The sequence below is a fragment of the Streptomyces sp. SID14478 genome (assembly GCF_010548525.1).
In the GTDB taxonomy this organism is placed as follows: Bacteria; Actinomycetota; Actinomycetes; order Streptomycetales; family Streptomycetaceae; genus Streptomyces.
In genome coordinates this window covers 18,579-33,435 of the sequence record NZ_JAAGMG010000666.1, presented here as the reverse complement: position 1 = coordinate 33,435, position 14,857 = coordinate 18,579, and the positions used below count along the sequence as shown (strand labels likewise).

The window sequence follows — 14,857 nt, the reverse complement described above, 5'->3', positions numbered from 1 at the left end:
CGGCGGCCTGCTTCGGGCCGGGCCTCGCCGTCGCCGCGGGCGGCACGCTCCTTCTCGACTGACCCGCACCTGGTCCGGCTCGGCTGATCCCGCGCATGGTCCGCTCGACCGACCTCACGCATGGTCCGGGCCGGCGCGCACCCCTGCCCGGCCAGTCGACGGCGCGGCCCGCGCGCCCACACACTCCCCTGCCGGGACGGCAACGCCGCAGTGACACTGCTGATCCACGACGTGCCTCGTCCCCGTCAGACACCCTGCGCGCGCCGATGCACCCGCCGCACCTACCCGCGCAGCACCGCGATCAGTTCGCCCACCGTCCGCGTCATGGCTTCCCGCCCGACGGTCAGGTACTTGCGGGAGTCGACCGCGTCGGGATGCGCCGCGAGGAACTCCCGGATGGCGGCGGTCATCGCGATGTTCAGCGCCGTACCGACGTTGACCTTGGCGATCCCACCGCGGACCGCCGCCGCCAGTTCGGCGTCGGGGACGCCGGACGAGCCGTGCAGCACGAGCGGCACGTCCAGCCCCTCGGCCAGCTCCTTGAGCAGGTCGTGGTCGAGGGCGGCCGTGCGGCTGGTCATCGCGTGCGAGGAACCGATCGCGACGGCGAGGGCGTCCACGCCCGCGTCCCGGACGTAGGCGAGGGCCTCGCTCGGCACGGTGCGGGCGCCGGGGGCGTGCGCGTCGAGCGGCGCCGCCCCGTCCTTGCCGCCGACCTCGCCCAGCTCGGCCTCCACCCACAGGCCGTTGGCGTGGCCCCAGTCGGCGGCGGCGCGCGTCGCGGCGAGATTCTCCTCGTAGGGCAGGCGCGCGGCGTCGTACATCACCGAGCTGAACCCGGCGCCCGCGGCCTGCCGCAGCAGGTCGTCGCTCTGTACGTGGTCGAGGTGCAGGGCGACGTCGACGCGGGCCGACTCCGCGACGGCGGCCGCGGCGCGGGCCAGCGGCAGCAGCCGGCCGTAGCGGTAGCGCACCGCGTTCTCGGATATCTGCAGGATGACGGGTGCGTCCACCGACTCGGCGCCCGCGACGACGGCCTCGACGTGTTCGAGCGTGATCACGTTGAACGCGGCGACGGCGCCGCGCCGGGCCGCCGCCGCGCCCACGAGGGTCCCTGTTGCTGCGAGGGGCACGGCCCCTCCCTTCTCAAGTCATGGGCTGCTGCGGTCAGTTGGCGTCGAGGATCACCGAGCGGGTGAGGTGGCGCGGCTGGTCGGGGTCGAGGCCCTGGCGGGCGGCGACCGCGACGGCCAGGCGCTGCGCCCGGACGAGCTCGGCCAGGGGGTCGAGGCGGCCCTCGACCCAGAGCGCACCGGTCGCGCCGACCTGCTCGGCGAGCCCCTCGGGGGCCTCACCGAGCATCCAGGTGGCGGTGCCGGAGGTGGTGACGCTGATCGGGCCGTGGCGGTACTCCATCGCGGGGTACGCCTCGGTCCACGACAGGGACGCCTCACGCATCTTCAGCGCGGCCTCGTTGGCGAGGCCGACCGTCCAGCCACGGCCGAGGAACGTGAACTGGCCGCATTCCACGAGGCCCTCGGGCAGCGGCTCGGCGAGCGCGGTGCGGGCGTCCGCGACGGCCTGCTCGGTGTGCAGACCCAGGTGGGCGCGGAGCAGGGTGAGCGCGGTGGTGGCGAAGCGCGTCTGCACGACGGACTGCTCGTCGGCGAAGTCGAGGACGACCAGGTCGTCCGCGGCCGTCTTGATGGGCGTGTTCGGGTCACCGGTGATCGCGGTCGTGCGGACCTTGCCCTTGAGGGCGGCCAGCAGGTCGAGGACCTCGGTGGTGGTGCCGGACCGGGTCAGTGCGACGACCCGGTCGTACGCGCGCCCGGCGGGGAACTCCGACGCCGCGAACGCGTCGGTCTCGCCCTGCCCCGCCTGCTCACGCAGCGCGGCCACCGCCTGCGCCATGAACCACGAGGTGCCGCAGCCGACGATCGCGACCCGCTCCCCCGCGGCGGGCAGCGCCGCCTTGTGCTGCACGGCCAGTCCCGCGGCGCGGGTCCAGCACTCGGGCTGGCTGTTCAGCTCGTTCTCGACGTGGCTCATGCCGGTGTCCCACTTCCCCGATGTCCCGTACGACGACACGTGCGCCGCACTATGCTTGTTCCTGCAAGATATAGCGAGCTTTCAATCACTATCAAGCATTCGCGCGCAAACGGCTAGGGTCGGTCCGATCGAATCCGCTGACGATTGGAGGCCGCGGATGTCCCGCGATGCCCGCTGGAAGTCCCTCCTGGAGCTGCTCGTTGAGCGCGGCCGCCTCGATGTCGAGGAGGCGGCGGGTGAACTGGGCGTCTCCGCCGCGACCATCCGACGCGACTTCGACCAGCTCGCGGAGCAGCAGATGCTGGTGCGCACCCGGGGCGGCGCCGTCGTGCACGGCGTGAGCTACGAGCTGCCCCTGCGCTACAAGACCGCGCTGGGCGCCGCCGAGAAGCAGCGCATCGCCAAGGCGGTCGCCGAGCTCCTGACCCCCGGCGAGGCGGTCGGCCTCACCGGCGGCACGACGACGACGGAGGTGGCACGGGCACTCGCCGTACGTCCCGACTTCGCCTCCGGCGCCCCGGCCCTGACGATCGTCACGAACGCCTTGAACATCGCCAATGAGCTCGCGGTGCGACCCCAGTTCAAGATCGTGCTGACCGGCGGGGTCGCGCGCGCACAGTCGTACGAGTTGATCGGCCCGCTCGCCGACGGGGTGCTCGGCCAGATCACCCTGGACACCGCCGTGCTCGGTGTCGTCGGCCTCGACGTCGCGCACGGCGCGTCCGCGCACGACGAGGCGGAGGCCGCGATCAACCGGCTGCTGTGCGAACGGGCGGAGCGCGTGGTGGTCGCGGCCGACTCGAGCAAGCTCGGACACCGGGCGTTCGCGCGGATCTGCGACGTGACACAGCTGGACATCCTCGTCACGGACACCGCGGCCGACAAGGAGACGATCGGCCGGTTCGAGGAAGCGGGCGTCCAGGTCGTCGCGGTCTGACCGCCCACCGGAGAGGCCCGTCGCACCCCGACCGGCACGCCGGAGAAATCCGTCGCGGCCCGACCGCCCCTCGGAAAGGGCCGTCGCAGTCCGACCGGGCACGCCGGAGCAGTCCGTCACGGCGCGACAGGCACACCGGAGAAGAGCGCCGCGGCCCGACCGGTCCGGCCGCACACCGGAGAAGAGCGCCGCCGCGGCCCGACCGGTCCGGCCGCACATCGAAGAAAGGCGCGCGGGGCCCCGCCCCCGCGCGCCTTTCGCATGCCCCGCTCCCGCTCCGAACCCCCTTGCCCCGAACGGAAGTCCCCCTCTACCCTGACTTTGTGCCGCTACTAAACAAACTGGGGACCGTCAACGCCGACGGCCCGCACGCCCCGTCCCTGACCCGGCTGCGCCTGGCCATCACGGTCTTCTTCGCCCTCGACGGGTTCGTCTTCGCGGGCTGGGTGGTGCGCATCCCGGCGATCAAGGAGCAGACGGGCGCGTCGGCCAGTGCGCTCGGGCTCGCGCTGCTCGGGGTGTCGGCCGGAGCCGTCATCACGATGATGGTGACGGGCGGGCTGTGCCGCCGGTTCGGCAGTCACAAGGTCACCGTGGCCTGCGGCATCCTGCTCCCGCTCACCGTCGCCCTGCCGCCGCTGACGCACTCCCCGCTCGCGCTCGGCCTCGTCCTGCTGGTCTTCGGAGCGGCGTACGGCGGGATCAACGTGGCGATGAACAGCGCGGCCGTCGATCTGGTCGCGGCGCTCGGCAGGCCGGTCATGCCCAGCTTCCACGCCGCGTTCAGCCTCGGCGGCATGGTGGGTTCGGGCCTGGGCGGCCTGGTCGCGGGGCACCTGTCCCCGACCCGTCACCTGCTGGCGATCACCGTGATCGGCCTCGTGGTCACCGCGGCCGCCGCCCCGACACTGCTGCGCCACCCGGCGCCGCGCCCACCGGAACGTATACGGACGCAGGACCGGACGCCGGAGCAGCAGGAGCCAGGTCGCGCGGGCCGCAGGGTCCAGGGCCTGGTGCTCGTCCTCGGGCTCATCGCGCTGTGCAGCTCGTACGGCGAAGGGGCGCTCGCCGACTGGAGCGCGCTGCACCTGGAGCAGGACCTGCACGCCCACCCGGGTATCGCGGCCGCCGCCTACTCGTGCTTCGCCCTGGCCATGACGATCGGGCGGCTGAGCGGCACCACGCTGCTCGAACGCCTCGGCAGGACAAGGACGTTGGTGTACGGCGGCGTGACCGGCGCGGCCGGCATGCTGCTCGGCTCGCTCGCCCCCACGGTGTGGCTGACCCTCGTCGGCTTCGCGATCACCGGGCTCGGCCTGGCGAACATCTTCCCCGTGACGATCGAACGGGCCGGGGCGCTCGCGGGCCCCACCGGCGTCGCCGCGGCGTCCACCCTCGGCTACGGCGGCATGCTGCTGGGACCGCCCGCGATCGGCTTCATGGCGGACTGGTTCTCGCTGCCCACGGCCCTGACGAGCGTGGCGGTGCTGGCGGCGGTGGCGGCGGCGATCGGGTTCGCGACCCGCCGCGCGGCCGTCGACTGAATCGCGGAAGTCTGCGCCGAGAGGCACCGCACCCGGCACACTCGCCGCATGGAGATTGCCGAACACCTTCAACTTCTCGACATCGAAGGCAGGCTGCTCGCGGCGGCCGCCGAGCGGGCCGGCATCGACGCCAGGGTGCCGACCTGCCCGGGCTGGCAGATCCGCGACCTGCTGCGGCACACGGGCATGGTGCACCGATGGGCCGCGGAGTTCGTCGCGCGGGAGCACACGTCGTACCACCCCGACGGCGGCCTGCCCGATCTGGACGGGGAGCCGCTGCTGGACTGGTTCCGGGAGGGACACGCGCACCTCGTCGCCACGCTGACGAAGGCGCCGTCCGACGTGGCGTGCTGGGCGTTCCTGCCGGCGCCCACCCCGCTGGCCTTCTGGGCGCGGCGGCAGGCCCACGAGACGACGGTGCACCGGGTGGACGCCCAGTCGGCGCTGACGACGACGCCGGACCCGATCGCCCGGGACGTCGCGCTCGACGGGATCGAGGAACTCCTCTTCGGGTTCCACGGGCGCAAGAAGAGCCGGGTGCGCTCCGACGAACCACGGGTGCTGCGCATCCTCGCGACGGACGCGGACGCCGCCTGGACCGTGCGGATCTCACCGGATCCGCCGACGACGGAGCGGGGGGCGGCGGGCGACGCGGACTGTGAACTGGCGGGGCCCGCGGCCCGCCTCTACTTGTCCCTGTGGAACCGGCTGCCGTTCCCGTCCCTGACGGGCGACGCTTCGGTGGCCGCGCTGTGGCGGGAGCGGCGGCGGTCACCTGGAGCTGACCGCCCTGATGCGCGGGCCGGTCAGGCCTCGTGCTCCAGCATCCGGCCGAGCACGGCCCGCTGCAGCGGCCGTACCTCGGCGTGCAGGTCGCGACCCTTCGACGTGAGACAGACCCGCACCCCGCGCCGGTCCTCGCTGCACATGCCGCGCTCGACGAGCCCGTCCTTCTCCAGACGTCCGATGAGGCGGGACAGCGCGCTCTGGCTCAGATGGACCTGTGCGGCGATCTCCTGCACCCGGAATCCCGACGTACCGTCCTCCGCCGCGCCCTCGGCGAGTACGTCGAGGACCTCGAAGTCACTGGCACCCAGGCCGTGTTGATGCAACTCGCGGTCGAGCTCGCACATCGTGCGCGCGTGCACCGCGAGGATGTCCCGCCACTGGTCGACGAGACCCGACGCGGCGCTCGCCTCCGACTTCTGTCCCGCCATGACCGCACCGTAGCAGAAAAGACGCCGTTTGTTGCATCGGAATTAAATGCACTTGCAGTCAATGCATGTGCATGTACTCTGCTCGGCATGACCTCTCCGCTCACCCCTGCTCCGTCGTCCCCGGAGCTGTCCGACGCACGCTGGTCGCCCCGGCTGTGGGGGACCCTGCTCGTGCTCTGCGCCGCGATGTTCCTCGACGCGCTCGACGTGTCGATGGTCGGTGTCGCCCTGCCGTCGATCGGCTCCGAACTGGGCCTGTCCACCTCGACCCTGCAATGGGTCGTCAGCGGCTACATCCTGGGCTACGGCGGCCTGTTGCTGCTCGGCGGCCGCGCGGCCGACCTGCTCGGGCGGCGCCGCGTCTTCCTGATCGCGCTCGGCGTCTTCGCGCTCGCCTCCCTGCTGGGCGGGATGGTCGACTCCGGCCCGCTGCTCATCGCGAGCCGCTTCATCAAGGGCCTGAGCGCCGCGTTCACCGCGCCCGCAGGGCTGTCCATCATCACGACCACGTTCGCCGAGGGCCCGGTGCGCAACCGCGCCCTGTCCATCTACACCACCTGCGCCGCCACCGGCTTCTCCATGGGCCTCGTCCTGTCCGGCTTGCTGACACAGGCGAGCTGGCGCCTGACCATGCTGCTGCCCGCGCCGATCGCCGTGGTCGCGCTGCTGCTCGGCCTCAAACTGATCCCGCACAGCGCCAAGGAGGAGAACCACCGCGGCTACGACATCCCCGGCGCCGTCACGGGCACGCTCTCCATGCTGCTGCTGGTCTTCACGGTGGTCCAGGCACCTCAGGCCGGCTGGGGCTCGGCCCGCACCCTGCTGTCCTTCCTCGCCGTCGCCGTCCTGCTCGCGGTGTTCGTCCGCATCGAGCGCCGCTCGCCGGGGCCGCTGATCCGGCTCGGTGTGCTGCGTTCCGGTGCCCAGATCCGCGCCCAACTCGGCGCCATGACCTTCTTCGGCAGTTACGTCAGCTTCCAGTTCCTGGCGACGCTGTACCTGCAGTCGCTGCTCGGCTGGTCGGCGCTGAGCATGGCCCTGGCATTCCTGCCCGCCGGCGCCCTGGTGGCCCTGTCGTCGACGAAGGTAGGCGCGATCGTGGACCGCTTCGGTACGCCCCGGGTGATCGCGGTGGGCTTCGCGTTCATGGTGCTCGGCTACGCCCTCTTCCTGCGCATCAGCCTCGACCCCGTCTACGCCGCCGTCATCCTGCCGACGATGCTGCTGATCGGCGCGGCCTGCGCCCTGGTCTTCCCGTCCCTCAACATCCAGGCCACGAACGGCGTGCACGACGACGAGCAGGGCATGGTCTCGGGTCTGCTCAACACCTCCGTGCAGGTCGGCGGCGCGATCTTCCTCGCGATCGTGACGGCCGTGATCACCGCGAACGCCCCCGAGGGCTCCTCGCCGCAGGCCGTCCTCGACAGCTTCCGGCCCGGCCTCGTGGTGATCACCGCGGTCGCCCTGGCAGGCCTGCTGGTCACCCTGACCGGGCTGCGCACGCGGCGCCCGCAGGAGACGGTCGTGATCGCCAAGTCCGTTCAGCAGGAGGCCGGCGAGCCCGGGCTCGCCCTGCGCGACTGAGCGGACCGGCGATCTCGGGGGACGGGGCCCGCAGGCGAAAGCATCTCGCCTGCGGGCCCCGCGTTTGCCACACTTGGCGTCATGACACACCTCGGGGGCGGCGCCATGGGCACGGAGAAGCGACGGACACAGACCGAGCGGGACGCGGCGACGGTCGAGATCGCGTTCGCGTTCGTCACCGGCGCGGTCCTGGCGGGCGCGGTCTTCGTCGTGTGCGCCCTGCCGGTGTTCTCCGGCGCCGTGGAGGGCTCTGCCCGTACGCCACTGCTCCGGCTCGCCGCGGCCGCGGCCGCGGTGGCTTTCTGCGCGAGGGCCGGCCGGGTGCTGTGGCGCTTCGGTCAGCGCCGCCGCGAGGTCCGTTAGGGCGCGTTCCGGGCGCGTTGCGAAAGCCCTGTCGCTCGCCCGAAGGGCGGGGCCCGCGGTGTCTGGCGCGTGCGATCGCGAGGCGCCGGAGCCTCCTCAAGGCGGAACCGTGCGGACGTTTCGGTGACGCCGCGAGCAGGCTCGCCGGACACTGCCGGGCAGCCGGGGTGTCCGCCCCACGCCCTAGCCGAGCCAGCCGGGCCTGACCAGTCCGGACTCGTAGGCGAGGACGACCAGTTGGGCCCGGTCCCGGGCGCCCAGTTTGACCATCGTGCGGCTCACATGGGTCTTCGCGGTGAGCGGGCTGACCACCAGGCGGCGGGCGATCTCCTCGTTGGACAGGCCGATGCCGACGAGCGCCATCACCTCCCGCTCGCGCTCGGTCAGATCGGCCAGCGGCGCGGCGGCCGAGGGCTCCTTGGAGCGGGCCGCGAACTCGGCGATCAGGCGCCGGGTGACGCCCGGCGAGAGGAGGGCGTCACCGTGCACGACGGCCCGTACGGCGCGCAGCAGTTCATCCGGTTCGGTGTCCTTGACGAGGAACCCGGAGGCGCCGGAGCGGATCGCCTCGAAGACGTACTCGTCGAGCTCGAAGGTGGTGAGCATGACCACCTTCACCTCGCCGAGGGCGGAGTCCTCACCGATCCGCCGGGTCGCGGCGAGCCCGTCGAGGAGCGGCATCCGGATGTCCATGAGGACGACGTCGGGCCGCAGTTCGCGCACCAGGCGCACGGCTTCCGCCCCGTCGGCGGCCTCGCCCGCGACCTCGATGTCGCTCTGCGCGTCCAGCAGCGCCTTGAATCCGGCGCGGACGAGCGACTGATCGTCGGCGAGCAGTACGCGGATCAACGGAGCCTCCTTGCGGGTCAGGCGGACGGGGCCGTGGCGAGCGGCAGTTCGGCGACGACCCGAAAGCCTCCGTCGGGGCGCGGGCCCGCCTCGATCGTGCCACCGAGGGCGGCGGCCCGCTCGCGCATTCCGGCGAGTCCGTTGCCGCTGCCGCCCGCCTCGGCGTGGCTGGCGGGCCCCTCGTCGTCGACGGTGAGCGTCAACAGGCCCTTCCCGTATTGCAGGCGGACCCGCGACCGGCGGGACTCGGAGTGCCGTACGACATTGGTGAGGGCCTCCTGCACGATCCGGAACGCGGCGAGGTCCGTGCCCGGCGGCAGCGCCGACCGCCGACCGTCCGTGCTCACGTCGACCGTGAGTCCGGCCCCGGCGGCCTGCTCGACGAGTTCGGCCAGCCGGTCGAGCCCCGGCGCGGGTGCCCGCGGCGCGGCGCCGGGCGCCCGGAGCGTGTCGAGTACTTGGCGCACCTCGCCCAGTGCCTCCTTGCTCGCGGCCTTGATGGTCGTCAGGGCGGTCCGCGCCTGTTCCGGGTCCGAGTCGAGCAGGGCGAGCCCGACGCCCGCCTGCACATTGATCACGGAGATCGAGTGGGCGAGCACGTCGTGCAGCTCACGGGCGATGCGCAGCCGCTCCTCGTCGGCCCGCCGCCGCGCGGCCTGCTCCCGCTCGCTGCGCGCCTGCTCCCACTGCTCGCGCCGCACCCGGACCAGTTCGGCGACGGCGACGACGGCCAGCACCCACGCCGCGATGAACCCCTGTTCCCCCCACGCCCCCTGTCCGTCGGTGGACGGCGGGAGATACGCGTACAGCCACAGCGCCACCAGGAGATGACCGGCCCAGAACAGCCCCACGGCGGCCCAGGCCGCACGCCGGTGACCCGCCACGATCGCCGAGAAGCAGCCCAGCGCCACCACGAGGAACACGGGACCGTACGCATAACCGGCGCCCAAGTACACCGTCGCGCAGGCCGCCGTACCGAAGGCCACGAGGACGGGACAGCGGTGGCGCCACAGCAGCAGCAGGCAGCCGGCGACCAACAGCACCCGGGCGAAGACGTCCAGGTCCAGGCGGTCGCCGCCCTGCTCGCGCGCGGCGAAGTTCGAGCCGACGAGGACGAAGACGGTCACCAGCGCGGTGGACCGCCACGGCCAGCGGCCCGCGCCGTCCCGGCTCCCGCCGGGGGGCCCCTGGTTCCACCACGGGGGTCCAAGACGCATCCACGGCGGGCCGCCCCGTCGGGGCTCCGGGCCGTCGTGCGCTCGCTGCTCGTCCATGTCGCCACGCTAAGGCGCCCGGGCCCCGAGGGGCGTCAGCCGGGCGAGGTGATCACGCGTACTCCCCGGGGAGTACGGTCCGGCGGCCTCAACAGGGGCAGACCGTCCTAGCGCACCAGGCCGACCCCGTGCGCAAGGCCCGCCGCGGCGTGCGCGAAGAACGCGGCACGGTCCTCGACGACCCGGTTGAACTGGCCGAACAGCTCGAACCCGACGAGCCCGTACAACTGCGCCCACGCGGCCACCAGCGCGGCCACCACCTCCGGCGGCAGGTCGGGCGCGAGGTCGGCGGTCATCCGCTCGGCCTCGGCGCGCACTCCGGGCGAGAGCGGCGGCAGTGCCACGCCCTTGCCCTCGTAGGCCTCGCGGACGAGGGCGATGAGCAGCACGCCGACCCGGGAAGCCGCCGCGACCGTGGTCGTCGGTGCGGTGTACCCGGGCACGGGTGAGCCGTAGATGAGCGCGTACTCGTGCGGATGCCCGAGCGCCCACGCCCGTACGGCCTGGCAGACGGCGAGCCAGCGCCGGGCCGGCGTCGGCTGCTCGTCCGTCGCGCGGAACGCCTCCTCCGCCTCCTCCGCGGCCGCGCCCATCGAGTCGTACGCGTCGATGATCAGGGCCGTCAACAGGTCGTCGCGGCTGGGGAAGTAGCGGTACAGGGCCGAGGAGACCATGCCGAGTTCGCGGGCGACGGCACGCAGGGACAGTTTGGCGGCGCCGTCGACGGCGAGTTGTCTGCGCGCCTCGTCCTTGATGGCGGCGGTGATCTCCTGCCGGGCGCGGGCGCGGGCTCCTTGTGTGGTGCGCGAGGCGGCCTGCGGGGATGTGCTGCGGCTCGTACTCATGCGAGGCAGTGTCCCACGAATTCAGAGCACTGCACACAATGCAGCGCGCCGCACACAAACAAGAGCACCGCTCTTGCTTTGGGGCGCCGATCCGGTGCAGACTGCTCTCAAGCGAGAGCACCGCTCTCGCACTGACTGTCTAGGGGATCTCATGTCCGCGTCCGTACATGTGCAGAAGCCCGGCTGGTTCACCGTCAACGTCATGAACCGCTCCATGGCCTTCCTGGTCCGCCGCGGCTTCAACTTCCGCGGCGGAAGGGTGCTCGCCGTGCGCGGCCGCAAGACCGGCGAGTGGCGCACCACCCCGGTCAACCCGTTGCCCGTCGACGGCGAGCAGTACCTCGTCGCGCCGCGCGGCCACGTGCAGTGGACGCACAACATGCGTGCCGCCGGCGGCGGCGAGCTGCGGCACGGCAAGAAGACCGAGCAGTTCGCGGCGGTCGAGCTCACCGACGACGACCCGGTGAAGGTGGCGGTGCTGCGCGCCTACATCACCCTGTGGAAGGTCGAGCTCGGTGTGTTCTTCAAGGGCGTGACCCCCCACTCCACCGACGACGAGATCCGGCACATCGCACCGGACCACCCCGTCTTCCGCATCGACCGCACGAGCTGAGGAGGCACTGCCACCCCGGCCGCGCCGGCCTCAGTGGTCCAGCCGCGACAGGGCCCGCCCCGCCACCGGATGCGTGCGCACCAGCTCACCGAGCGACGACGTGCCCCGCGTGATCTTCGCGAACGCGTTCCACGCGGGCCGGAACCCGGTGAGCGCCGCGTGCAGCAGGCCCGGCTTACGCGAGAAGACGGTGAGCATGCGCTTGCCGACGGCCATCTCGACGCCGAGTCCCGCCTTGATGGCGAACGCGTAGTTCAGGGCCTGGCGGCGGGCGTCCACCGCGTCGTGCGCCTCCGAGACGCGCACCGCCCACTCCCCCGCCAGGCGCCCCGAGCGCAGCGCGAACGAGATGCCCTCGCGGGTCCAGGGTTCGAGCAGGCCCGCCGCGTCGCCGCAGACCAGGACACGGCCGCGGGAGAGCGGCGAGTCGTCGGCGCGGCAGCGCGTCAGGTGACCGGAGGAGATCGCGGGCTCGAACCCGGCGAGGCCGAGCCGCCCGATGAAGTCCTCCAAGTACCGCTTGGTGGCCGCCCCTTCGCCCCGGGCCGAGATCACGCCGACGGTCAGGGTGTCGTCCTTGGGGAAGACCCAGCCGTAACTGCCGGGCATCGGACCCCAGTCGATGAGGACGCGGCCGCGCCAGTCGTCGGCGACCGCCTGCGGCACCGGGATCTCCGCCTCCAGGCCCAGGTCGACCTGGTCCATCTTGACCCCGACGTGTGCTCCTATCCGGCTGGCACTGCCGTCGGCGCCGACCACGGACCGCGCGAGCACCGTCTCACCGTCCTGCAGGACCACCGCGACGGTGCGCCGGTCGGGCACCGCCGAGCCGTGCTGCTCGACGCGCGAGACCGTGGCGCCCGTGCGCAGCTCGGCGCCGGCCTTCTGCGCGTGCTCCACGAGCTGTGCGTCGAACTCGGGCCGGTTGATGAGCCCGAACAGCGTGTTCCGGGAGCGGCGGGTGCGCGTGTACTTGCCGTTCAGGGAGAACGTCACCGCGTTGATCCGGTCCTTCAGCGGCAGTTCGAAGCCCGGCGGGAGGGAGTCCCGGGACGGGCCGATGATGCCGCCGCCACACGTCTTGTAGCGAGGCAGTTCCGCCTTCTCCAGGAGCAGGACGCTGCGTCCGGCGACCGCGGCCGCGTACGCGGCGGACGCCCCCGCGGGCCCGGCGCCCACCACGACGACGTCCCACACCTCCACGGTCCGCTCGTCGTCCATGTCGTTGCCGCCCGTCGACTTCTCGCTGCTCACGTTGGTCTACTGCTCCCGAATCGCCTGTCTGGGAATGCCTGCCGCCGCCCCTGTCCGGCATCCTACGGCGGGCGTCCGGCTGAGCCTCTGTGGGAGGATCATCGCCACACCCTGCACAACGTCGCACCCACGAGGAGCGTGCCCATGTCGCCGCATCCGATCGCCGAGACCGTCACCTCGCTCATGCCTCGCGCGAAGGCCGAGCTGACCGAACTGGTGGCCTTCACCTCGGTGGCGGACTTCGACCAGTATCCGAAGAGCGAGAGCGAGGGCGCCGCCAACTGGGTCGCGGACGCGCTGCGCGCCGAGGGCTTCGAGGACGTCGCGCTGCTCGACACCCCGGACGGCACGCAGTCCGTGTACGGCTTCCTGCCCGGCCCCGCGGGCGCGCCGACGGTGCTGCTCTACGCGCACTACGACGTGCAGCCGCCGCTGGACGAGGCGGCGTGGGCGACGCCTCCCTTCGAACTGACCGAGCGGGAGAACGGCCGGTGGTACGGGCGCGGCGCCGCCGACTGCAAGGGCGGCGTCCTGCTGCACCTGCTGGCGATCCGCGCCCTCAAGGCGAACGGCGGCGTTCCGGTGCACGTCAAGGTGATCGCCGAGGGTTCCGAGGAGCAGGGCACCGGCGGCCTCGAGCGCTACGCCGAGCAGCACCCCGAGCTGCTGGCCGCCGACACGATCGTCATCGGCGACGCCGGCAACTTCAAGGCCGGCCTGCCGACCGCGACGGCCACGCTGCGCGGCATGACCCTGGTGCGCGTGCAGGTCGACACCCTCGAAGGCAATCTGCACTCCGGCCAGTTCGGCGGCGCCGCTCCCGACGCGCTGGCGGCGCTGGTCCGCGTGCTGGACTCGCTGCGCGCCGAGGACGGCTCGACGACCGTCGACGGCCTGGAGTCGGCCGCGTCCTGGGACGGGCTGCAGTACGAGGAGGACGCCTTCCGCGGCGACGCGAAGGTGCTCGACGGCGTGGAGCTGATCGGCTCGGGCACCGTCGCCGACCGCATCTGGGCGCGGCCCGCGGTGACCGTCCTCGGCATCGACTGCCCGCCGGTGGTCGGCGCGACGCCGTCCGTGCAGGCCGGTGCTCGCGCGCTGGTCAGCCTGCGGGTGCCGCCGGGCGTCGACGCCGCCGAGGCGACGAAGCTGCTGCGGGCGCACATCGAGGCGCACACCCCGTGGGGCGCCCGGGTGCGGACCGAGCAGGTCGGCCAGGGCCAGCCGTTCCGTGCGAACACCTCCAGCCCCGCCTACGCCGCCCTGGCGGACGCCATGAGTGAGGCGTACGACGGGCAAGAGATGAGTTACGCGGGCCAGGGCGGCTCGATCCCGCTGTGCAACACGCTGGCGTCGCTGTACCCGCAGGCGGAGATCCTGCTGATCGGTCTGAGCGAGCCGGAGGCGCAGATCCACGCGGTCAACGAGAGTGTTTCTCCCGAGGAGTTGGAACGGCTGTCGGTCGCGGAGGCCCTGTTCCTGCAGAAGTACGCGGCCGCCGCGCACTGAGGCAGCCCGCTCTCGGCTCTCTGCCGAGAGCCGAGTCGTACGTCGTCGGGACCGTGGCCGTCCTACGGTCGCGGCATGACGACCTACGCGCCGACGGACACGATCGACCTCACACCGCGCCTGCGCCTCCTGCGCTTCCCCGTGGGGCAGGCCTGTCTCTGGCGCGACGGGGGCGAGTTGACGCTGATCGACGCGGGCGCGGCCGGGGCCGGACAGCCGATCGCCGACGTCGTACGCGACTGGGGGTACGCCCCCGAGGACGTACGGCGGATCGTGCTGACCCACTTCCACGAGGACCACGCGGGCGGCGCCGGGGAGTTCGCGCGGCTCAGCGGGGCGGAGGTCTGCGCGCACCGTCTCGACGCGCCGTTCGTGCGGGGCGTCGAGCAGGGGCCCGGGCCGGTCCACGAGGACGGGGAGCGCCTGCTCCATGCCCAGGCCCTGGCCCGGCTGCCACCGGTTCCGGCATGTCCCGTACTCCCGGACGCCGTACGGGAATTGGCCGACGGGGACGTCCTGGACTTCGGGGGCGGGGCGCGGGTGGTCGGTGTCCCGGGGCACACCGACGGCTCGATCGCGCTCGAACTGCCCGAGCACGGCGTCCTGTTCACGGGTGACGCGGTGGCCGCGTCGCCGGTGGACGGGCAGGTGATCCTCGGCGTGTTCAACCTCGACCGGGCGCAGGCCGTGGCTTCCTTCCACCGGCTCGCGGCGCTGGACAGCGACGTGGCCTGCTTCGGGCACGGCGACCCGGTGGCGGGCGGGGCCGCGAAGGCGCTGCGGGCGGCCGCGGCCCGATATCCGCTCGGCTGAGAC

General features: G+C 72.7%; 14 protein-coding genes and 1 pseudogene. 8 read left to right on the top strand and 7 right to left on the bottom strand.

Features of this window, described 5'->3' with window-relative positions; all coding sequences use genetic code 11:
• Positions 1-281: 281 nt before the first annotated feature.
• Positions 282-1,133 carry a class II fructose-bisphosphate aldolase gene (locus tag G3I40_RS21960; protein WP_164303839.1) on the bottom strand — a complete coding sequence of 284 codons (852 nt, stop codon included), beginning with the start codon at positions 1,131-1,133 and terminating at the stop codon, positions 282-284.
• Between the two features lie 34 nt (positions 1,134-1,167).
• Complete coding sequence (locus G3I40_RS21955; RefSeq protein WP_164303838.1) at positions 1,168-2,052, bottom strand: SIS domain-containing protein; 885 nt, start codon at positions 2,050-2,052, stop codon at positions 1,168-1,170.
• Between the two features lie 157 nt (positions 2,053-2,209).
• On the opposite strand from G3I40_RS21955, the gene G3I40_RS21950 reads away from it, so the two are divergent.
• From G3I40_RS21950 to G3I40_RS21940, 3 genes and pseudogenes are all read left to right on the top strand, one after another.
• Positions 2,210-2,989 (top strand): DeoR/GlpR family DNA-binding transcription regulator, encoded by a 780-nt coding sequence (locus G3I40_RS21950; RefSeq protein ID WP_164303837.1) that lies wholly within the window; start codon positions 2,210-2,212, stop codon positions 2,987-2,989.
• A 323-nt stretch (positions 2,990-3,312) separates the two neighbouring features.
• Positions 3,313-4,533, top strand: a complete 1,221-nt coding sequence (locus G3I40_RS21945; protein ID WP_343244991.1) for an MFS transporter — start codon at positions 3,313-3,315, stop codon at positions 4,531-4,533.
• Between the two features lie 48 nt (positions 4,534-4,581).
• A pseudogene (locus G3I40_RS21940) lies at positions 4,582-5,318 on the top strand (maleylpyruvate isomerase family mycothiol-dependent enzyme).
• 21 nt (positions 5,319-5,339) lie between these two features.
• Here G3I40_RS21940 and G3I40_RS21935 read toward each other — a convergent pair.
• Positions 5,340-5,750, bottom strand: a complete 411-nt coding sequence (locus G3I40_RS21935; protein ID WP_164303836.1) for a MarR family transcriptional regulator — start codon at positions 5,748-5,750, stop codon at positions 5,340-5,342.
• Positions 5,751-5,837: 87 nt separating this feature from the next.
• Between G3I40_RS21935 and G3I40_RS21930 the strand changes: the two genes are divergently transcribed.
• On the top strand, positions 5,838-7,334 hold the full coding sequence (locus tag G3I40_RS21930) for an MFS transporter (protein ID WP_164303835.1): 1,497 nt from the start codon (positions 5,838-5,840) through the stop codon (positions 7,332-7,334).
• An 81-nt stretch (positions 7,335-7,415) separates the two neighbouring features.
• Positions 7,416-7,697 carry a DUF6332 family protein gene (locus G3I40_RS21925; RefSeq protein WP_239091878.1) on the top strand — a complete coding sequence of 94 codons (282 nt, stop codon included), beginning with the start codon at positions 7,416-7,418 and terminating at the stop codon, positions 7,695-7,697.
• A gap of 183 nt (positions 7,698-7,880) precedes the next feature.
• Here the strand turns inward: G3I40_RS21925 and G3I40_RS21920 are convergent, their stop codons facing one another.
• The 3 genes from G3I40_RS21920 to G3I40_RS21910 form a co-directional block, all read right to left on the bottom strand.
• Positions 7,881-8,546, bottom strand: coding sequence for a response regulator transcription factor (locus tag G3I40_RS21920; RefSeq protein ID WP_164303834.1), 666 nt, complete (start codon positions 8,544-8,546; stop codon positions 7,881-7,883).
• Positions 8,547-8,563: 17 nt separating this feature from the next.
• Positions 8,564-9,820 (bottom strand): sensor histidine kinase, encoded by a 1,257-nt coding sequence (locus G3I40_RS21915; protein WP_239091877.1) that lies wholly within the window; start codon positions 9,818-9,820, stop codon positions 8,564-8,566.
• A gap of 107 nt (positions 9,821-9,927) precedes the next feature.
• Positions 9,928-10,665 (bottom strand): TetR/AcrR family transcriptional regulator, encoded by a 738-nt coding sequence (locus G3I40_RS21910; protein WP_164303833.1) that lies wholly within the window; start codon positions 10,663-10,665, stop codon positions 9,928-9,930.
• Positions 10,666-10,816: 151 nt separating this feature from the next.
• Between G3I40_RS21910 and G3I40_RS21905 the strand changes: the two genes are divergently transcribed.
• Positions 10,817-11,278: a nitroreductase family deazaflavin-dependent oxidoreductase gene (locus tag G3I40_RS21905; RefSeq protein ID WP_164303832.1), complete on the top strand. Its 462-nt coding sequence runs from the start codon at positions 10,817-10,819 to the stop codon at positions 11,276-11,278.
• Positions 11,279-11,308: 30 nt separating this feature from the next.
• Here the strand turns inward: G3I40_RS21905 and G3I40_RS21900 are convergent, their stop codons facing one another.
• Positions 11,309-12,532, bottom strand: a complete 1,224-nt coding sequence (locus G3I40_RS21900; RefSeq protein ID WP_343244990.1) for a geranylgeranyl reductase family protein — start codon at positions 12,530-12,532, stop codon at positions 11,309-11,311.
• Positions 12,533-12,676: 144 nt separating this feature from the next.
• On the opposite strand from G3I40_RS21900, the gene G3I40_RS21895 reads away from it, so the two are divergent.
• Both G3I40_RS21895 and G3I40_RS21890 read left to right on the top strand, forming a co-directional pair.
• The gene (locus G3I40_RS21895) at positions 12,677-14,041 is read left to right on the top strand and encodes a dipeptidase (RefSeq protein WP_164303831.1); all 1,365 of its coding nucleotides are present in this window, start codon (positions 12,677-12,679) and stop codon (positions 14,039-14,041) included.
• A 75-nt stretch (positions 14,042-14,116) separates the two neighbouring features.
• Entirely contained in the window at positions 14,117-14,854 is a 738-nt protein-coding gene (locus G3I40_RS21890; protein ID WP_164303830.1) for an MBL fold metallo-hydrolase, read from the top strand.
• Positions 14,855-14,857: the final 3 nt, after the last annotated feature.